The following is an 18,992-nucleotide window of genomic DNA, read 5'->3' as shown; positions in this document are numbered from 1 at the left end:
TGGGCTCGGTCCAGACGCCGGTGCGGTTGTCGAAGGGCGCAAAGGCCAGTTCGCCGACGCCCAGCGCGATCAGATAGGGCGGGATCGGATTGTTCATGCGGAAGCGCCAGGTCTTCTGGCCGTTCGCCGCCGGCTCCCCTTCAGGCGTCAGGTGGTCGGCGCTCATCACCACGGTCAGGTCGGCCGGGGCGGTGATGCGGGCGGAATAGGTCTGGCGGATGCCGGGGCTGTCCTGGGTCGGAACCCAGGTGCGGGTCAGGATCGCCTGGCCCTGACTGAACAGATAGGGTTTCTGGCCGCCCGCCGTCTGGGCCGGAGTCAGCCATTGCAGGGCGGCGGCGTCCGGTCGCGTCGAATAGCGTACGACGATCTTGCGGCGGCCCTCGGTCGTGGAGGCCGGGAAATGCACCGTCAGGGACTGGCCCTTGATGGCGTCATCGGCGCCGATGTCAAAGCGCAGAGGCTGGCCCGCCGCATCGCTGACCGACTGGATGTCCAGATTACGGACATCAAGGATCACCTCGGCCGCGTTCGGCGCCGTCAGCACGTCCAGTGTCGCGGCGCCGGACAGGGTCTTGGTCTGGAAATTGGCGGTCAGGTCCAGCGCCACGTCGACGACGCGGGCGATCTCGGGTCGAGCGTAGGTGTGGCTGTCGACCGCTTGCGGGCCGGGGGCGGGCGCGATGGCGGGCGGCGTCATGGCGGATTCTCCGGTCGTGGCGGAGCAGGCTCCGACGCTGAGCGCGGCGGCGAGGGCGAGGGCGGAGACGAGACCGAAGGCTTTGCGCTTCATCGAGACTTTCCGGGTTCTGACCAGAGGATTGGCCGGAGAACGCGCGGAAATGATGAAAAGATCAAGTCTTGGGTCGTCGCATCCGCATCAGGCGCCGGGCAGCGGCTTGGCGTGATGGGCTTGGAACAGCCGCCCCCGCTCTGCATACAGAACGCAGGCCAGGGCGATCAGACCCATCAGGGTGAAGCCGACCGCCATGGGGGTCACAGTGCCGTTGAACTGCTGGCCGATAGCGAAGCCCAGCAGCGAGCCGATGATGGTCGAGATGAAGCCCTGGATCGAGGCGGCGGTGCCGGCGATATGGCCCATGGTCTCCATGGCCATGGCGCCGAAATTGCCCGCGATCATGCCGAAGCAGAACATGGTCAGGGTCTGCAGGATAGCGAAGGTCCAGATGGATTCATGCCCGGTCAGGGTCACCAGCGCATGGATGCCCGCAATCGAGGTGAAGCCGATCAGGGCGGTGTGCGAAATCTTGCGCGATCCCAGGCTGACGACCAGGCGCGCATTCAAGAGCGAGGCCGCGGCGATGCCGCCCGCGATCAGGGCGAAGACAGCGGGGAAGATGGCCTCGGCATGGAAGACATCGGCGAAAATCTGCTGGGACGAGTTGATGAAACCGAACAGGGCGCCGGTGATGGCCGTCATGGCCAGGGTGTAGCCCATGGCGGTGCGGTCAGTCAGGGCGGTCTTGTAGGCGGAGACCAGACGGCTGAACTGGATCGGCAGGCGGTCTTCCGGCTTCTGTGTTTCGGGCAGACGCAGCGACGCCCAGACGATCAGGCCCACGCCGACTAGCCCCAGACCGCCGAAGATCCAGCGCCACGGCCCGACCAGCATGATCAGCTGGCCGATGGAGGGGGCCAGGATGGGAACGCCCAGGAAGACCAGGAAGCTGAAGGACATGACGCGCGCCATGGTGCGGCCCTCATAACGGTCGCGCACGATGGAGACGGCCAGAACGCGGGTGCAGGCGCTGCCCAAGCCTTGACCAATACGGGCCAGGATCAACATGTCGAAGGTCGGCGCCATGGTCGCCAGCAGGCTGAACACCACATAGATGCCGACCCCGACCAGCAGCACGGGCTTGCGTCCGAAACGGTCCGCCAGCGGTCCGTAGATCAACTGCGCCCCGCCGAACCCCAGCAGATAGGCGGTGACCACCCATTGGCGGTCATTGTCATTCACCAGGCCCAAATCTTCGGCGATGTGCGGCAGGGCCGGCAACATGGCGTCGATGGCCAGGGCGTTCAACGCCATCATCAGGGCGACGATGCAGACAAACTCGATAAAGCCGAGTTCCTTCTTCGGGGCGGATGACGCGGGGGAAACGGACATGGGGGCCAGATGCGCCGCCGCGCCCGGATGCGCAACCGCAGAGGTGTCATAACTTGCTGCAATGCAACGAAATCGAGCTTGAACGCGTGGCGCCTCGCCATTGTCACGAAGCTCGGCTAGAGGAAGTCATGACAGAACAAATGACAGCACAGGCGGCGCTGGACCGCCTCGAAACCCTCTACAATCAATCCGTGACCAACCTGCGCGACGCCGTGCGGGACTTCGTCAACACCGGCGCGCGGCCTGACCCGCTGCAACGTGCCGAAGGCGTCTTCGCCTATCCTGAACTTCGCATCCGCTGGGACGGGGATCGCCCCCAGGACCTGGCGCCGCGCGCCTATGCCCGGCTGTCGCGTCAGGGCAGCTATTCCACCACCGTCACCCGGCCGGACCTGTTCCGTCCCTATCTGACCGAGCAACTGGGTCTGCTTGAGGAAGAATACGGCGCGACCTTCGAGGTCGCGGTGTCGCGTCAGGAAATCCCCTTCCCCTATGTGACCGACGGTCTGGAAGTGGCGCTGGACCGGTCGATGACGGCGGCATTGGCGCGCTGGTTCCCGACCACGGACCTGGCCCATATCGGCGACGAAATCGCTGACGGTCTGTTCGAACCGGGCGGCGACTTCCCCCTGTCACACTTCGACGGCCTGCGGACCGACTTCTCTCTGGCGCGGCTGAAACACTACACCGGCACGCCGGTCGATGATGTTCAGTCCTATGTCCTGTTCACCAACTATAATCGCTATGTCGATGAGTTCGTGCGCTGGGCCATTGAGCAGTTGCAGACGCCGGGCACGCCCTATGAGACCCTGTCCTGCGCGGGCGGCATCGTCATCACGCGCGACACGCCCAACCCTGAGGCGGCGATCAGCGACACGGCCTGGAAGAAGCACCAGATGCCGGCCTACCACCTGACGGCGCCGGGCCATCAGGGCGTGACCCTGGTCAATATCGGCGTCGGCCCGTCCAACGCCAAGACCATCACCGATCACCTGGCCGTCGTGCGCCCGCATGTCTGGCTGATGATCGGTCACTGCGGCGGCCTGCGCGCCAGCCAGACGATCGGCGACTATGTGTTGGCCCACGCCTATCTGCGTGACGACCATGTGCTGGACGCTGTCCTGCCGCCGGACATCCCCATCCCCTCGATCGCCGAGGTTCAGCGCGCCCTGTACGACGCCACCAAGTCGGTCAGCGGAATGCCTGGCGATGAGGTCAAGCTGCGCCTGCGCACCGGCACGGTCGTCACCACCGACGACCGGAACTGGGAGCTGCGCTATTCCAAGTCGGCGCTGCGCTTCAACCAGAGCCGCGCCGTCGCCATCGACATGGAAAGCGCCACCATCGCGGCGCAGGGCTACCGCTTCCGTGTCCCCTACGGCACCCTGCTGTGCGTGTCCGACAAGCCGCTGCACGGCGAGATCAAGCTCCCGGGCCAAGCCAACCGCTTCTACGAGGGTTCGATCTCCGAACACCTTCAGATCGGCATTCAGGCCGTGGACCTGCTGCGCAACGAAGGCCCGCGCCTGCACTCGCGCAAGCTGCGCGCCTTCGACGAGCCGCCGTTCCGTTAAGCCTTCATCCGCCCGGTCCGCGAGCTGCGGATCGGGCGGAAACCGATCTCCAAAAAAGAACTTTACAAAATAAAGCGAATGGCTGATCCTGAGTTCATCAGGTTTCAGGAGGACGCCCCATGGCGCGCGACAATCAGGCTATTCAGGACGACATCGCCTATATGCGGGCGCTGGCCCACGAGGGACGTCACGCCCCGCTGCTGGCGGGACCGATACTGGTCACGGCGGCTATCGTGTTCGGCGCCGCCAATCTTGCACAATGGGCGCTATTGAGCGGCGTCGTTGCGGCTAGTCCCTGGGCGCCCGTCTGGCTGTGGCTCGGCGCAGGCGCCGTTTTCGGCATTACGCTTGCTGTTCTGATCGGGCGAATGAAAACCAAGCCGGGCTTCAGGTCGACAGGCAACCGCGCCGTCGGCATCGCCTGGACGACGGTTGGCTACGGCATCTTCGCAACGTGGCTGGCCTTGATGGCTATGGGGTTCAGGACCAGCGACTGGTCAGGCATGACCATCATGCCGACGGTGGTTTTCGTCGCCTATGGCTCGTCCTGGATGATTGCAGGCGCCATGACCCGAACGCGCTGGATGACAGTCGTGGGGCTGCTGTCCTACGTCGGCGCCGTGGCGATGGGCTGGTTTGCGCGTGACGTGACCATGTATTTGCTCTTTACGGCCATGATCTTCGCCGTCGCCCTTATTCCCGGCCTGATCCTGATGCGTCAGGAACCGGCAGAGGTCATCTGATGGCGGATGATTTCGACATCAGCCGCATCGACGAGGTCATTCACGGCCGCATCCGACTGGGCATCATGGCCTATCTGTCAGGGGCCGAGGCGGCGGATTTCACCAGCCTGAAGGCCAGACTGCAGACGACCGACGGCAATCTGTCGGTCCATCTGCGAAAACTGGAAGAGGCCGGGTTCGTCAAGGTCGACAAGAGCTTCAAGGGGCGCAAGCCCTTGACCGAGGCCAGCCTGACAGAAACCGGGCGCACCGCCTTCGTCGCCTATCTGGACGCAATGTCGCAACTGCTGCCAGAACGATAAAGACGCGCTAGAAGCTCACCCATGAGCAGCCGCCTTCTGACCTTCGACGCCATCGACAACTTCCGCGACTATGGCGATTACGCCGTTGGGACCGGGCTGCGTCTACGGCCCGGTCTTCTGTTGCGCTCGGCCCACCACGCCCGCGCCAGCGACGCCGATCTGGAACGGGTGAAGGCGCTGAACATCGGCACGGTGGTCGACCTGCGCCGCGCAGGCGAACGCCGCGACCAGCCTTCGCGCAGGCCTGAAGGTTTCGATGCCGAGGTGATCGCCGGAAACGTCGATGACGGCATGGAGGCGCCGCACATCACCTTCCTGAAGACCGAAGACCTGACGCCGGAATCCGGGCGGCGCTTCATGACCGGCACCTATCGCCGCCTGCCGTTCGACGTGTCGCACCGGGATGTGTTCAGCCGCTATTTCCGCGCCCTGGCTGAAACCGATCGGCCGGTCCTGATCCATTGTGCGGCGGGCAAGGACCGCACAGGTTTTCTGGCGGCCCTGACCCACCATCTGCTGGGCGTTTCGCGCGATGACCTGATCGAAGACTTTCTGCTGACCAACGCCGCCGTCGATCTGGATCGTCGCGCGCCCTCCGTCGCCCGTCAGTTGGAGAAGATGACCGGACGCGTCGCTTCGCATGAAGCCGTGGTCGCCTTCCTGGGGGTGGAGCCTGACTATCTGGACGCCGCCTTCGCCGAGATAGACAAGCGTAACGGCTCTCTGGACGCCTATCTGGAACAGGTGCTGGGCGTGGACGCGGACCTGCGCGAGCGGATCGCGGCGCGTCTGTCCGCGTGAGCCAGGGACTGGACTGCGTTTTCATCCGCAACCATCCGTGGGTGGAGCCTCTGCATGTCGTCGCGGGGCTGGGCGGCGGCGACGGGGTTCTGGCCCTGTTGTCCGATGGCGGACCGGGCGGGCGCTGGTCCCATGTCGGAGCCGAGCCTGACCGGGTGTCTGTCGGTCCAGTCGATGATGCGGCCCTATTCGCGGCGCTGCGTGATCCAATATTCGGACCCGGCACGGTCGGACTGGCGGCCTATGATGCGGGCGCGCGCCCGGCGACGGGGCGGCGGCAGGCAATCTGGCCCGATCTTATGCTGGCCCGCTATCCCGCCCTGCTGACCTTTGACCATCATGAGCGATCCGTCCGCATCATAGGCCGGGGCGTGACGCAGGCGGATGCCGAGGCCGCCGCCGGTCGGGCAGAAGGCTGGCTGGGTGGCGCGAAACAACCAGAGGCGCGGCCCGCCCCCGCCGAAACCTTTGAGATCGAAACGTCCGAAGCCGCCTATCAGGATGCCGTCACCGATGTCGTGTCTCGCATCGCTGCGGGCGAACTGTTTCAGGCCAATATCGCCCGCGCCTGGTCCGGGGTGTTGAAGCCGGACGCCGATCCCTTCTATGTTTTCCTGCGTCTGCAACGGGGGCGGGCGTCGCCGTTTGGCGCCTATTGGCGGATCGGCGACCGGGCTCTGGTCTCGAACTCGCCCGAGTTGTTTCTGGCGTTTGACGCCGCCACGGGTCGTATCGAGGCCCGTCCGATCAAAGGCACCCGCCCACGCGGCGCCGACCCCATTCAGGACGCCGCTCTGGCCGCTGATCTTCTGGCCAGCGCCAAGGACCGGGCCGAGAACCTGATGATCGTCGACCTGATGCGCAACGACTTGGCCCGCGCGTCCCAGCCCGGTTCTGTGCAGGTCGAAAACCTGTTTGCGGTCGAGAGCCACCCCACTGTCCATCACCTGGTTTCTACCGTGACAGCGCGTGCTGCGCCCGGCGTCAGCCCTGCCGATCTGATGGAGGCCACCTTCCCGCCGGGGTCCATTACGGGCGCGCCGAAGCATCAGGCGATGAAGGTGATCGCCCAGCATGAACCGCCGCGCGGCCCCTGGTGCGGCTCATTATTCCTGATCGAGGCGGATGGCGGGCTGACAGCCTCGGTTTTGATCCGCACGGCCTCATTCGAACGGGAAGGCGAACGCTGGCGTTTTCGCACCCTGGCCGGCGCCGGGATTGTTGCGGACAGCGACCCCGAGGCCGAATGCGCCGAAACCGACGCCAAGATATTCGCCCTGCGGGACGCCCTGATCTCGCCCCGCGATTAGGTGCAGGCGCGTATGCAATCCACCGTGTTGGTGTTGCGTGGCTGAAGATAGGTCGTGTGCTTGAAGTTGGTGAGCGCCGGCATGACGTAGCCTAGGGGCGACTTATAGGCGTAGTAGGCCTCGGTGATGATCACGGTCTGGCCCGGCGCGATCACCCCGTCCGGCACAGAGGCTTCGCTGAGCTTCATCGCCGACATGCCGTTCCCCTTGCTCCAGTCCAGCTGCAGTTTGGTGGCGGAGATACGTGTGATGCTGGTCACGCGCTGCTTCAGCGTCGTCACCGGAAAGGGCGCCATGATCTGGCCGCCGATGCCGAAAATGTTCGTGAAGCCTGCCTGATCAAGCGAACTGTTCTGGGTCACCAGATCGCCGACCATGGCGGCGACATGATTGGTGCGCTTCATGGCCATATAGCCTTGGCACACTTCCGCCACGCCGACGTAGATCAGGATCATCACAGGCGCGAGGATGGCGAACTCCACCGCCGCGAGCCCCCTGGTGTCCCGCGCCAGCCTGCTGAGGATGTTTCGACCCATCGTCATTTACAGGTTGCGCTGCCAGAGCCGGACTGGGTGAAGGGTTCGTTCTTGAACGCGGTCGTCGCCTGCAGCAGGGCGGTGCGTTGGTTGCCGACGCGGGCAATGGCCTGATCAAGGATGGGCGTGATCACCGGCTGGCGATACCAGACCCGAGCCAGAACGAGACTGCCGGGGCCGCCGCCATTATAACAGTCCTTCAGATCTTCAGGCTTGGACGGCGCGGGAGGGGTGGTGTTGAATGAACCGATGACACGCACATCCACCGTGGCGCGTGTCTGACAGTCGCCAGACCAGACGCTCATGCGGCTGCAGACTTCCTTCTTGAAGCGCACGGCGTCGAACCCCTGAGCGTCGGCCTGTCCTGTGCGGATCATCCGACCAGTCTCCATCGTGGCGGCCTCGAGCACAGAATCGAGCACAAAGACCATGGCAAGCTCCATGATCGCGCCCAGCAACAGAAAGAAGGGCGCGGCGACGAGCGCGAACTCCACCGCCGCAGTGCCCTGCGTCGCCTTACTGAATCTGCGAGCGAAACCCATCGGGCGAATGATCAAGGCGCGGTGGAGCGGCCGGCGCCGCTTTCACCTGCCGTACGCACGCTGGGCGCGCAACTGGCGCCGCACGCCATTTCCGTCGCCTGGGCGCCGCGCCAGACGCGGACCGAGCCGGTCGAGCCTGCGGTGACGACGATGTCGCGCTGGAACAGGGTGCGTCCGATGGCGTCGACGGCGACGACCTGGGTCACGCCATAACCCTTACCCGTGATGAACAGGGTGTTGGCGTCCACAACCGTGACGTCGGCGATCTGCGGATTACCGACGATCACCGAAGCCGCGCCCCCGGTCAGACGGACGCGGGCGGAACGGTCGATCTCCACATTCATCGTGCTCGCCTGCGCCCAGGACGCGGACGGAGCCGTGACGGCGGCAAGGGCGAGAGCGAGGCCGAGAGCGGCGGAAGTGCGGGACATGTTGGTGCCTGATAAACAGCGCGCACGCGCGTGGTGACGCGCAAGATGCGTCAGCATTTCTCAACAAAGACTGAAGCGTGGAAAACAGAGGTCTTGGATATTTTTTCAAGTAAATATCGCAGTAACCAAACCTCATGACGCGGCTTTAACTCGCGTCGGGCATTTTGATCCTGCGTTTGGGGGTCAAGCGGGCATCCGGCTCCCCCCGCCAAGTTGCTCGCTGATCTATTTTGAAAGGGATCCAAAATGACCAAGTTTGTTTCGCGTTTCGTTAAAGACGAGTCCGGCGCCACCGCCATCGAATACGGCCTGATCGCTGCTCTGATCGCCGTCGTCATCATCGGCGCCGTGACCGCTCTGGGTGGCCAGTTGAAGGCAACGTTCAAATCCATCACTGACGGCATCGAAGCGGCAGACGCGTCGTAAGTCTTAATTGACAGTCTAGTCGTACTGAAGGCCGGAGCGATATCGCTCCGGCCTTTTGCTTTTGCGGCTTGAGAAACGCGGCCTTAATGTCTGCTCTTTAGGGTGTCGCTCATGGACGTCGCCATTCTTATCGCTTTGGGTGTCATGCCTGCTCTCGTTATCGTTGGCGGGCTGCACGACCTGCTGACCATGAAGATCCCGAACTGGATTTCAGTCGTTCTGGTCTTGCTGTTCTTTCCCGTGGCGCTTCTGGCGGGCTTTGGTCCGACGGCCCTGGCTATCCATGTCGGCATAGGATTGGCGGCCCTGTTCATCGGAGCCGGCATGTTCGCTCTGCGCTGGATCGGCGGCGGCGACGCCAAGCTGATCGCCGCAAGCTGTCTGTGGCTCGGCCTGTCCGGGTCAGGCATGTTCCTCCTGTGGACCGGCGTGGTCGGCGGCGTATTCTGTCTATTCCTCATGATGGCGCGGCAACATCTTCAGATGGTGACGCCCTATGCGCCTGCCTGGGCCTCGCGTTTGCTGGAACCCAAGGGCGATATTCCTTATGGCGTAGCCATCGCCATCGGCGCGCTGCTGGCCTTCCCCAATGCCGATCTGATGCAGGCGTTCGCGCTCATTCAATAACATCGAGCGTCTAAAAGCGCTGGTCTTGAAGGTTTAGGGGCGCGTTAACCTACTCGCCTCATGATTGTTAACGGCAGAGTGTTCTTGGACCGAATCCTGGTTCCACTCCACGCCGGAGACCGTCTGGATGAAGCCCGCTCGCATCGCCGTCATCTGCATCGCCGCCGTGGCGGCTATCGGCCTGGCCCTGGTCGTCCGGGCCATGGGTTCTTCGTCGAATGCGCCCGCGACACCTGCCGCAGCCGCTGACACCCAGCCCAAGGCGCGTGTTCTGGTCGCCGCACATGATCTGGCGCCGGGCAAGAAGCTGACGGAGGCCGATCTCGACTGGAAAGAGATGCCGGTCGCAGAGGTCAATCCACTCTACATCACCGACGGCTCTACGCCCGTTCCGGCCAAGCCTGTCGAGGCCGACGCCAAGGCAGCGCCCGCCAAACCGGCTGCGGGAACCGTTGAGGGCCAGCCCAGCGCCGTCGCCAAGGTCGCACGCGCCGCCAACGACATCGCCACGGGCGGAGCAAAGGCCGACTATGTCGGTTCGGTCGTCCGTGAACCCATCCTGGCTGGAGAGCCTATCGTGGCCCGCAAGATCGTTCGCGCAGGGGACAGCGGCTATATGGCCGCCTATCTGGAGCCCGGCATGCGGGCCATGGCTATCCGCGTCACGGTCGAAACGGCGGCGGGCGGCTTCATCCTTCCCGGCGATCGGGTCGATGTGGTCCTGACCCGCCAACTGGACAACAACAATAATGGCGCAACCGAAGGGGCCGCCTCGGACCGCGCCAAGCACGCCACCGGAACGGTTCTGGAGAACCTGAAGGTTCTGGCCGTCGACCAGACCACGCGCGCCGGTGACGATGAACAGTCCGTGGTCGGCGCGACGGCCACGCTGGAGGTCACGCCCAAGGACGCCGAGCTTCTGGCCCTGGCCAAGGCTGAGGGCGAACTGTCGCTGGTTCTTCGTTCATACGCCGACACCGCCGGGCCGTCCGGCGCCGTTCGCGGCGCCCAGCGCGCGGCGGTCGCAGCGCGAAACACCTCCGTCCGCGTCTATCGCGGCGGCGCTCCAGAAGTGGTGACGATCCCGTGAGGCTCTCGATGAAACCTTCCACCGTCGTCGCCTGCGCCCTGCTGGCCGCGCTGGGGCCGATTGCTCCTGCCATGGCCCAGACCCGCGCTGCCGTGTCGATGGGCGCAGCACCCCAACTGATCAATCTGCCGCGTGGCACCTCATTCGCCGTGGACCTTCCGGCGGACGCCCGTGACGTGATCGTGTCCAATCCGCAGGTGGCCGAGGCCATGCTGCATTCGCCACGCCGCATCACCATCATCGGTCTGGGCGCCGGTGAAACCGACGCCGTGTTCCTGGATGCCGCAGGACGCCAGATCCTGACGCTGCGAGTTCGGGTCGATGCGGGCACCGGCGCATTGCAAGACACGCTGAACCGACTGATCCCCGGCGGAACGGTTCGGGCGGAAGCCGTCAACGACAGCATCATCCTGACTGGCATGGTCGTCAGCCCGGCCCAGGCCGATCAGGCGCAGCGGATCGCCCGCGCCTTCGTCTCGGCGCCCGAGAAGGTGCTGAACATGGTCAGCGTCGCCGGTTCGGATCAAGTCACGGTCAAGGCCCGCGTCGTCGAGGTGCAACGCACCGCCGTCAAGCAACTGGGACTGGATGTTTCGGCGGTGTTGAACTCTGTCGGCGACGGCCTGTCCTTCGCCAACAGCGCCACCTTCGGCGTGAACGGCAGCATCCTGGGCGGCGGGGCTCTGGGCTATACGGACCAGAGCGGAGACGGCAATCGGTTGAGCACGCGCCTGCGCGCCTTTGAGCGGGCGGGCCTTCTGCGCACACTGGCCGAGCCGAACATCACCGCAGTCAGCGGCGAAAGCGGCGAGTTCCTAGCCGGTGGCGAGTTCCCGATACCGGTGAACCAGACGACCGATAACGGAAGCTCCCGCATTGGCATCGAGTTCAAACCCTACGGGGTGCGCCTGGCTGTGCGGCCGGTCGTCCAGTCGGAAGGGCGCATCACGCTGCAGTTGTCGACCGAGGTGTCGGAACTGACCAGCGAAGGCGCCTTCACCATGAACCCGTCAGCCGAGAACTCGCTGGTGATCCCGGCGCTGAGCGTCCGTCGCGCCAACTCGACCGTCGAACTGCCCAGCGGCGGCTCTCTGATGATCGCGGGACTGCTGCGGGAATCCACACGTCAGAACATCGACAAGGTGCCTGCGCTGGGCGACGTGCCGGTGCTGGGCTCCCTGTTCCGGTCGCGTGACTATGTGTCGGGCCAGACGGAACTGGTCATCATCCTGGAAGCCTATGTGGTGTCGCCGACGGCGCCGGGGCGGCTGCAGACACCAGCGGACGGACTGCATATCGCCAGCGACGCCCAGAGCATTCTGTTCGGCCAGTTGAGCCAACGCTACGGCAGCCCTGAACCGTCCTCCAATCCCGCCGGCAGCGGCTGGCAGGGGCCCGTGGGCTATGTGATCGAATGAGGCGCGCCATGAAACACACCGCCATTGCCCTGGTGTTCGCTGCGACTGCGCTTGGCGCCTGCGCCACCAGCGTCCCCACTCAACCCGCCGCTCTGAACAGCCTCAGCAACTATGTGCTGGAGGTCGAGCCGGGCCTGGACCGCATCGCCCTGGCCGTCCACGATAATGGGCTGTCGGCCAATCAACAGGCGGCCCTGTCCAGCCTGGTGCAGCGATTTGCGGCTGAACAGGCGGATGTGATCCGCATCGAGGGACCGTCGGGCGGCGATCCCGTCTCGGCCCAGATCGCCTGGAGCGTGCGCGATGTCCTGACGGGCATGGGCGTGCCGTCGGAGCGTGTGGTGGTGATGGCCTATAATGCGCCCAATCCGCGCGCGCCTGTGCTGGCGGGGTTCGAAACCCTGCGGGCGCATATTCCCAACTGCGCGACCGCGCCGACCCAGTTGGGCGGATCCTGGAGCAACCGCACCTCGCCCGATTTCGGCTGCGCGGTCACGGCCAACCTGGCCGCCCAGATCGCCAACCCGCGTGACATTGTCCAACCGCGCGGCATGACCGGCGCGGATCAGGGACGCCGCTCCAAGGTGTTCGAAATGTATCGCGCGGGAACAGCGACCTCTGCGCCGCAGGAAGAACTGGTCAATGGCAGAATCTCAAAAGCGGTGGACTAGCGGATGAACGCCTACGCTTCCCAGACACAAGGTTCTTACGCCGGCGACGTGTTCGATGTGGACATGGATTTTTCCGAGGCGTCGCCTCAACCCCAGGCCTCGCCCTTGTCCTTCAACACACAGCCGCAACCTCAGTCGTCAGCGCCGTTGGCTGATGCGCCTCATGGCGGCAATCAACGCGTAGCGGCGGCTGCGGATTACAGCACCGCAGGCGAACTGGCGCCTCAGTCACAGACGGGTCTGGCGCCGGTCGGGTCCATCGCCGAGGTGTCGGTGCCACGCATCGCCATCCATGTCTTCGCGGAGCGTCAGGACACCCTGAACGCCGCCGAACGTGCGGCGCAGGACCGTCGCATGTCACGGGCTACGACCCAGATCCGCGTCGGCGGCGTCATGGCGGCGGTCGAGACCTATCAGCACGAACCAACGCCCCCGCTGATCATCGTCGAATGCCTGCGTGACCCCCAGGGGCTGCTGCAGGAAGTAGATCAACTGGCCGAGGTCTGCGACGCAGGCACCAAGGTCGTGGTCATCGGATCGACCAATGACATCATCCTGTTCCGCGAACTGATGCGGCGCGGGGTCAGCGAATATCTGGTGGCGCCGCTGCAGCCGCTGCAGCTGATCTCGGCCATCGGCGGACTGTTCAACGACCCGGCCCAGCCCTTCGTCGGCCGCACCATCGCCTTTGTCGGCGCACGCGGGGGCGCTGGCGCCTCGGCTGTGGCCCACAACACCGCCTATGCGATCTCTGAGCGGATCGGCGCCAATACGGTCATGGTCGACTATGATCTGCCGTTCGGCACCGCCGGTCTGGACTTCAATCAGGACCCGCTGAACGGCGTCGCCGACGCCCTGGGTCAGCCGGATCGTCTGGATGCGACCCTGCTGGACCGGATGATGGTCCGCTGCACAGACAAGCTGAGCCTGTTTGCGGCGCCCGCCACCCTGGACGCCGACTGGGACATCTCGACCGAGGCGTTTGAGGAGGTCACCAACCGCATCCGCTCCACCGCCCCCTTCGTGGTGCTGGACCTGCCGCACCTGTGGTCGCCATGGATGCGCCGCACACTGATCAGCGCCGACGAAGTGGTGGTGGTGGCGACGCCGGATCTGGCGTCCCTGCGCAACGCCAAGAACATGATCGATCTGATCCGCCACAGCCGTCCGAACGACGCGCCGCCGCGTCTGGTGCTGAACCAGGTCGGGGTGCCGGGGCGCCCGGAAATCCCGGCCAAGGACTTTGGCGCAGCGCTTGGCGTTCACCCCAGCCTGATCATTCCGTTCGACGCCAAGACCTTTGGGGCGGCGGCCAACAACGGTCAGATGGTGGTCGATGCGGGCGCCAAGACCAAGGCCGCCGAAGCCTTCCAGACCCTGGCCCAGATCGTGACGCGGCGCGAACTGCCCGCAGCGGGCGCCAAGGGCAAGGCGGCCAAACCGGCAAGGGCCGCCGCCGCCAAGCCTGCGGCAGGAGAATCCAAGTCCGTGATCGCCTCTCTGTTCAAGAAGCGCTGACGCGTGTTCGGAAAGCGCACAGGTCAGCCCGGCGCCGCACCCGCGCCTCTGTCCCCGGCAGCCAAGCCGGGCGGCGCCTCCGGCTATGCCGACGCCGCCGTCATGACGCCGCAGCCCCAGGCAGGCACGCAGCCTGAACCCTTCGCCTTTGGTGAAGAAGGCGCGTTCGAACCCGCTGCGTCATTCGCCGATAGCGGCCCTGCTCAGGCCCGTCCGCAGGAGACGGCCTCGGCGGATCGCCTCGATGCGCTGGCCAACCGGCCCAAGGCGACGCCTGCGCCCGCCCCCACGCCGCGTCAGGGCGCCGGACCCAAGCCCACGGCAGGTCTTGAGCAGCTGAAGAAGGCGCAGTCGGTCACCCAGATCGTCCGTGAACAGAGCGACTATTATCACGCCACGAAGACGACCATCTTCAACGCGCTGATGAACACCATCGACCTGTCCCAACTGGCCCAGTTGGACCAGAAGGCGGCGTCGGAGGAAATCCGCGACATCGTCTCCGAACTGGTGGCGATCAAGAACGTCTCCATGTCGGTCGCCGAGCAGGAGCATCTGGTTCAGGACATCGTCAATGATGTGCTGGGCTATGGGCCGCTGGAGCCGTTGCTGGCCCGCGACGACATTGCGGACATCATGGTCAATGGCGCGGGCCGGGTCTTCATCGAAGTCGCGGGCAAGGTGCAGCTGACCAATGTCCGCTTCCGCGACAACACCCAGCTGATGAACATCTGTCAGCGGATCGTGTCGCAGGTCGGCCGCCGCGTCGATGAATCCAGCCCTATCTGCGACGCCCGTCTGCCGGACGGTTCGCGCGTCAACGTCATCGCCCCGCCTCTGGCTATCGATGGTCCGACCCTGACCATTCGTAAGTTCAAGAAGGACAAGCTGACGATGAAGAATCTGGTGGAGTACGCCTCCATCAGTCCCGAGGGCGCGCGCGTCCTGGGCGTCATCGGCGCCTCGCGATGCAATCTGGTCATCTCGGGCGGCACGGGCTCGGGCAAGACCACGCTGCTGAACACCCTGACGGCCTTCATCGACCCGACCGAGCGGGTCATCACCTGCGAAGACGCCGCCGAACTGCAACTACAGCAGCCGCACGTCGTGCGTCTGGAAACCCGTCCGCCGAACCTGGAAGGTCAGGGCACGATCACCATGCGTGATCTGGTCAAGAACTGCCTGCGGATGCGTCCTGAACGGATCATCGTCGGCGAAGTCCGGGGCCCCGAGGCGTTCGACCTGCTGCAGGCGATGAACACCGGCCACGACGGCTCCATGGGCACCCTGCACGCCAACAGCCCGCGTGAAGCCATCAGCCGTATGGAATCCATGATCACCATGGGCGGATACGGCCTACCGTCGCGCACCATCCGCGAGATGATCGTGGGTTCGGTCGACGTCATCGTCCAGGCTGCACGTCTGCGCGACGGTTCGCGTCGCATCACCCACATCACCGAGGTGGTGGGTCTGGAGGGCGATGTGATCGTGACCCAGGACCTGTTCGTCTATGACATCACCGGCGAAGACGAGAACGGCAAGGTCGTCGGTCGTCACCGTTCGACCGGCATCGCCCGCCCCCGCTTCTGGGACCGCGCCCGCTATTACGGGCTGGAGCGCGAACTGGCTGACGCCCTGGACGCGGCGGAGTAACCGATGCTGCCGATCCTCGCCGCCATTCTGGCCTTCATCACCATCGGCGGTCTGGGCTGGGCGCTGGTCGGGGGCGATGATTCCAGCAGCCAGGCCCTGAAGCGGGCCGAAACGCTCGCGGGTCGAAAGAGCGCGGCGAGCAGCAAGACGACGGCTGTCGCCAATACGCCAGAGGCGCGCCGCAAGCAGATCATGACGCAGCTGCAGGAGGCCGAGCGGCGCGAACGCAAGGCCCGCATGTCCATGTCCGCCAAGCTGGCCCACGCCGGTTTGTCGCTCAAGGTGCAGACCTTCTACATCATCTGCGGCGTCCTGGGCGTGCTGGCTCTGGGCCTGACCTTGTTGTTCGGCATGAACATCGTCATCGCCCTGGGCATAAGCCTGATCGTCAGTATTGGTCTGCCCCGCTGGATCATCGGCTTTCTGGCCAAGAAGCGGATGGCGAAGTTTTCGCTGGAGTTTCCGAACGCCGTCGACGTCATCGTGCGCGGCATCAAATCGGGCCTGCCGGTTCATGAGTGTTTCAAGATCATCGCCCGCGAAAGCCCGGCGCCCCTGGGGCCTGAGTTCCAGCGTCTGGTCGAGGGTCTGGGCGTCGGCATGACGCTGGAGCAGTCGTTGGAGCGGATGTATGCGCGCATCCCCACCCCTGAACTGCGCTTCTTCACCATCGTCATCGCCATTCAGCAGAAGACGGGCGGCAACCTGGCCGAGGCGCTGGGCAATCTGTCGACCGTGCTGCGTGCGCGCCGGATGATGGGTGAGAAGATCAAGGCCCTGTCGTCCGAAGCCATCGCCTCGGCCGGCATCATCGGCTCCCTGCCGCCGACCGTGATGGCGTTGGTCAGCCTGACCACCCCGTCCTACATGGGCGTGTTGTTCACGGACCCGCGCGGAAACTTCGTGCTGCTGATTGCGGTCATGCTGATGTCCCTGGGCATCTTCGTCATGAAGCGCATGATTTCGTTCAAGTTCTGAGGTGAAGAAATGAACGGCTTCATCCATTTCATCACCCAGCCGCAGAACCTGCTCAGCCTCGCCGTGGGCGTGCTGGTCTTTGCATCGGTCGTGACCCTGTTGTCGTCGATGGGCGGCAATCGCGATCTGAACAAGCGCATCAAGTCGGTGAACGAACGCCGCGACGAGCTGAAACGCCGCTCGCGCGCCGCGCTTCAAAACCCCGGAAACGCCGGGCTGCGTCACACGGACGAAGGCTTTCAGAAGCGGGTCGTTGATCGGCTGAACCTGATCAAGCTGCTGGAAGATCCCAAGCTGCTGGATCGGCTGGCGGAAGGCGGCTATCGCGGTCCGCGCCCGATCACGACCTTCTATTTCTTCCGGTTCGCGACGCCCTTCATCTTCTTCGCCATCGCGGTTTTCTACGTCTTCATCCTGAATGACTTCGGGCTGGCCTTCACGGTGCGGCTGGTCATTGTCGTCGGTGCGGCGGTGATCGGTTTCTATGCGCCGAACGTCTTCCTCTCGAACCAGATCACCAAGCGCCGCACCTCGATCATGCAGGCGTTTCCCGATGCGCTGGACCTGCTGCTGATCTGTGTCGAAGCGGGCATGTCGATCGAGGCCGCCATCGCCAAGGTCAGTCAGGAAATGGGCACGACATCGGTCGCCCTGGCTGAGGAGCTCAGCCTGCTGTCGGCGGAACTGTCCTATCTGCCGGATCGCCGGATGGCCTATGAAAACCTGGGCAAGCGCACCAACCATCCGGGCGTGAAGTCGGTGGCGACGGCCATGACCCAGGCTGAAACCTACGGCACGCCTCTGGCCACGGCGCTACGGACCATGGCCAAGGAAAACCGCGACCTGCGTCTGTCGGCGGCGGAAAAGAAGGCGGCGGCCCTGCCGGCCAAGCTGACCGTGCCGATGATCCTGTTCTTCCTGCCGGTGCTGTTCCTGGTCATCCTTGGCCCGGCCATCATCCGTATTCAGGACACGATGGGCGGGGGCGGCGCAGGCGGTTAGCGGCGTAGCGCTTCAGGCGCTCTGACGTTCCGCGGCTGCTTTCAGGCCTTCGACGATAGCCTCCTGGGCGCTGCGGATCTTGGCGTTGTGCTTGTCCAGGTACAGTTCGCCGCGCAAGCCAATGAAACGGATGCCGGAGGTGACGATGCAGCTTCCCTTGTCCAGTTCTTCGATGCCGATGTAACGGACGGTGGCGAACAGAAAGCCGCGCTTCTCGGTCCAGACCAGACGCGCATAGGGCTGCCATTCCGCGACGCGGCCGATGGCGCGGCGTTCCGCCATGTCGGGATAGGCCTCGGTCATCACCAACTGGCCGCCGTAGGCGATGGCGCCTTCCACATCCTTGTCGACGGGGTTCCAGTCGTTCCACGACGGCAGGTCCGAGATCAGCTCCCAGAGCCGGTCCGAGGTAGCCTTAACGCCGGCGCGCTTGTCGATGCGGGTGTCTTCCATGGCGTGCGGTCTGGCACGGCTTTTCGCCAGAAGGAAGGCCCGATGCGCTGCTGCGTCGCTTACTCAGGCTGGACCAGTTTCAGCCGCCGTCCGTCATCCAGTCCCAGCCGTGTCTTGACCTCGAACAGGTCGGCGCCTGCGGGGATGATCAGCAGCTTCTTGGGTTGGGCCGAGTTGACCGCCACCACTGCATCCTTGGGGCAGATGTCGAAACAATCGGCGCCGGTGACCGTCAGTTCGCCCTTGCGGCCCTTTTTGCCCTTGCTGAGGTGCAGGTATTTCCGCAGCGCCTTCTTCAGCGTCAGGTCGCCGTCAGGGCCGAAACCGCCGTCCAGCTTCTTGGAGCATTTGCGGCACACCAGCACGACATCGCGCCACTGGGTGTCGGTGCTCTTGATCGGCTTGGCCATAAAATGATGATCGGCGACCGATGATGGTTGCACAAGTGGGCGCGGCGCCCACACCATTGGGCGGGCTGAAATTTCACAGGATCTTCATATGCGCCGTCTGCTTGCCGCCTCCACTCTCGCATTGACGCTGGCGGCAGGGGCCGCCCATGCGCAGACCGTGCCGGTCGCCACTGTGGATGCCGCCGTCCAGCGCATCCTGCCCGAGGTCACGGCATGGCGGCGCGATCTGCACCAGCATCCTGAACTGGGCTTTGCCGAGACGCGCACCGCAGGCGTGGTCGCCGACCATCTGCGGGCGCTGGGGCTGGAGGTCCGCACGGGCGTCGGCAAGACGGGCGTAGTCGGCATACTGCGCGGCGCCAAGCCGGGGCGCGTCGCC

General features: G+C 64.7%; 20 protein-coding genes and 2 pseudogenes. 15 read left to right on the top strand and 7 right to left on the bottom strand.

What is annotated here, in order from left to right; translation table 11 throughout:
- Positions 1-793 (bottom strand): annotated as a pseudogene (locus QZ281_RS17245) (aminopeptidase); the annotation flags it as partial.
- An 87-nt stretch (positions 794-880) separates the two neighbouring features.
- Positions 881-2,131 carry a multidrug effflux MFS transporter gene (locus QZ281_RS17240; RefSeq protein WP_292230561.1) on the bottom strand — a complete coding sequence of 417 codons (1,251 nt, stop codon included), beginning with the start codon at positions 2,129-2,131 and terminating at the stop codon, positions 881-883.
- A gap of 128 nt (positions 2,132-2,259) precedes the next feature.
- Between QZ281_RS17240 and QZ281_RS17235 the strand changes: the two genes are divergently transcribed.
- The 5 genes from QZ281_RS17235 to QZ281_RS17215 all read left to right on the top strand — a co-directional run bounded on the left by QZ281_RS17235 (position 2,260) and on the right by QZ281_RS17215 (position 6,861).
- On the top strand, positions 2,260-3,705 hold the full coding sequence (locus tag QZ281_RS17235) for an AMP nucleosidase (RefSeq protein WP_292230558.1): 1,446 nt from the start codon (positions 2,260-2,262) through the stop codon (positions 3,703-3,705).
- 119 nt (positions 3,706-3,824) lie between these two features.
- On the top strand, positions 3,825-4,448 hold the full coding sequence (locus tag QZ281_RS17230; RefSeq protein ID WP_292230556.1) for a hypothetical protein: 624 nt from the start codon (positions 3,825-3,827) through the stop codon (positions 4,446-4,448).
- On the top strand, positions 4,448-4,750 hold the full coding sequence (locus QZ281_RS17225; RefSeq protein ID WP_292230552.1) for a transcriptional regulator: 303 nt from the start codon (positions 4,448-4,450) through the stop codon (positions 4,748-4,750). Before QZ281_RS17230 ends, QZ281_RS17225 begins: the two co-directional genes overlap by 1 nt.
- Before the next feature lie 21 nt (positions 4,751-4,771).
- A complete protein-coding gene (locus QZ281_RS17220; protein WP_292230549.1) occupies positions 4,772-5,551 on the top strand; it encodes a tyrosine-protein phosphatase in 780 nt (259 codons plus the stop codon).
- Entirely contained in the window at positions 5,548-6,861 is a 1,314-nt protein-coding gene (locus QZ281_RS17215; protein WP_292230547.1) for an anthranilate synthase component I family protein, read from the top strand. The genes QZ281_RS17220 and QZ281_RS17215 overlap by 4 nt, the downstream gene beginning before the upstream one ends.
- Here QZ281_RS17215 and QZ281_RS17210 read toward each other — a convergent pair.
- From QZ281_RS17210 to QZ281_RS17200, 3 genes are read right to left on the bottom strand one after another with little or no spacing between them, the layout of a single operon-like run.
- On the bottom strand, positions 6,858-7,403 hold the full coding sequence (locus QZ281_RS17210) for a TadE/TadG family type IV pilus assembly protein (protein WP_292230545.1): 546 nt from the start codon (positions 7,401-7,403) through the stop codon (positions 6,858-6,860). The genes QZ281_RS17215 and QZ281_RS17210 overlap by 4 nt on opposite strands.
- Positions 7,400-7,891: a TadE/TadG family type IV pilus assembly protein gene (locus QZ281_RS17205; protein WP_292230542.1), complete on the bottom strand. Its 492-nt coding sequence runs from the start codon at positions 7,889-7,891 to the stop codon at positions 7,400-7,402. The genes QZ281_RS17210 and QZ281_RS17205 overlap by 4 nt, the downstream gene beginning before the upstream one ends.
- A gap of 59 nt (positions 7,892-7,950) precedes the next feature.
- Positions 7,951-8,370: a pilus assembly protein N-terminal domain-containing protein gene (locus QZ281_RS17200; protein ID WP_292230539.1), complete on the bottom strand. Its 420-nt coding sequence runs from the start codon at positions 8,368-8,370 to the stop codon at positions 7,951-7,953.
- Between the two features lie 246 nt (positions 8,371-8,616).
- Between QZ281_RS17200 and QZ281_RS17195 the strand changes: the two genes are divergently transcribed.
- The 9 genes from QZ281_RS17195 (at position 8,617) to QZ281_RS17155 (ending at position 17,750) form a co-directional block, all read left to right on the top strand.
- Positions 8,617-8,796 carry a Flp family type IVb pilin gene (locus QZ281_RS17195; RefSeq protein ID WP_292230536.1) on the top strand — a complete coding sequence of 60 codons (180 nt, stop codon included), beginning with the start codon at positions 8,617-8,619 and terminating at the stop codon, positions 8,794-8,796.
- 144 nt (positions 8,797-8,940) lie between these two features.
- Positions 8,941-9,423, top strand: coding sequence for a prepilin peptidase (locus QZ281_RS17190; protein ID WP_292230533.1), 483 nt, complete (start codon positions 8,941-8,943; stop codon positions 9,421-9,423).
- Positions 9,424-9,550: 127 nt separating this feature from the next.
- On the top strand, positions 9,551-10,513 hold the full coding sequence (gene cpaB / locus QZ281_RS17185) for a Flp pilus assembly protein CpaB (RefSeq protein WP_292230530.1): 963 nt from the start codon (positions 9,551-9,553) through the stop codon (positions 10,511-10,513).
- 8 nt (positions 10,514-10,521) lie between these two features.
- Positions 10,522-11,931, top strand: coding sequence for a type II and III secretion system protein family protein (locus tag QZ281_RS17180; RefSeq protein WP_292230527.1), 1,410 nt, complete (start codon positions 10,522-10,524; stop codon positions 11,929-11,931).
- 8 nt (positions 11,932-11,939) lie between these two features.
- Positions 11,940-12,602, top strand: coding sequence for a CpaD family pilus assembly protein (locus QZ281_RS17175; RefSeq protein WP_292230524.1), 663 nt, complete (start codon positions 11,940-11,942; stop codon positions 12,600-12,602).
- A gap of 3 nt (positions 12,603-12,605) precedes the next feature.
- Complete coding sequence (locus tag QZ281_RS17170; protein ID WP_292230521.1) at positions 12,606-14,120, top strand: cellulose synthase operon protein YhjQ/BcsQ; 1,515 nt, start codon at positions 12,606-12,608, stop codon at positions 14,118-14,120.
- 3 nt (positions 14,121-14,123) lie between these two features.
- The gene (locus tag QZ281_RS17165) at positions 14,124-15,770 is read left to right on the top strand and encodes an ATPase, T2SS/T4P/T4SS family (RefSeq protein ID WP_292230518.1); all 1,647 of its coding nucleotides are present in this window, start codon (positions 14,124-14,126) and stop codon (positions 15,768-15,770) included.
- A gap of 3 nt (positions 15,771-15,773) precedes the next feature.
- Positions 15,774-16,748 carry a type II secretion system F family protein gene (locus tag QZ281_RS17160; protein ID WP_292230515.1) on the top strand — a complete coding sequence of 325 codons (975 nt, stop codon included), beginning with the start codon at positions 15,774-15,776 and terminating at the stop codon, positions 16,746-16,748.
- A 9-nt stretch (positions 16,749-16,757) separates the two neighbouring features.
- On the top strand, positions 16,758-17,750 hold the full coding sequence (locus QZ281_RS17155) for a type II secretion system F family protein (RefSeq protein WP_292230512.1): 993 nt from the start codon (positions 16,758-16,760) through the stop codon (positions 17,748-17,750).
- Positions 17,751-17,762: 12 nt separating this feature from the next.
- Here the strand turns inward: QZ281_RS17155 and QZ281_RS17150 are convergent, their stop codons facing one another.
- Both QZ281_RS17150 and QZ281_RS17145 read right to left on the bottom strand, forming a co-directional pair.
- Positions 17,763-18,203 (bottom strand): SRPBCC domain-containing protein, encoded by a 441-nt coding sequence (locus tag QZ281_RS17150; RefSeq protein ID WP_292230510.1) that lies wholly within the window; start codon positions 18,201-18,203, stop codon positions 17,763-17,765.
- Between the two features lie 59 nt (positions 18,204-18,262).
- A complete protein-coding gene (locus tag QZ281_RS17145; RefSeq protein ID WP_292230507.1) occupies positions 18,263-18,613 on the bottom strand; it encodes a hypothetical protein in 351 nt (116 codons plus the stop codon).
- Between the two features lie 88 nt (positions 18,614-18,701).
- Here QZ281_RS17145 and QZ281_RS17140 point away from each other — a divergent pair.
- Positions 18,702-18,992 (top strand): annotated as a pseudogene (locus QZ281_RS17140) (amidohydrolase); the annotation flags it as partial.

Source organism: Brevundimonas sp., assembly GCF_018608325.1.
GTDB lineage: Bacteria > Pseudomonadota > Alphaproteobacteria > Caulobacterales > Caulobacteraceae > Brevundimonas.
This window is presented reverse-complemented; position numbering and strand designations above follow the sequence as displayed.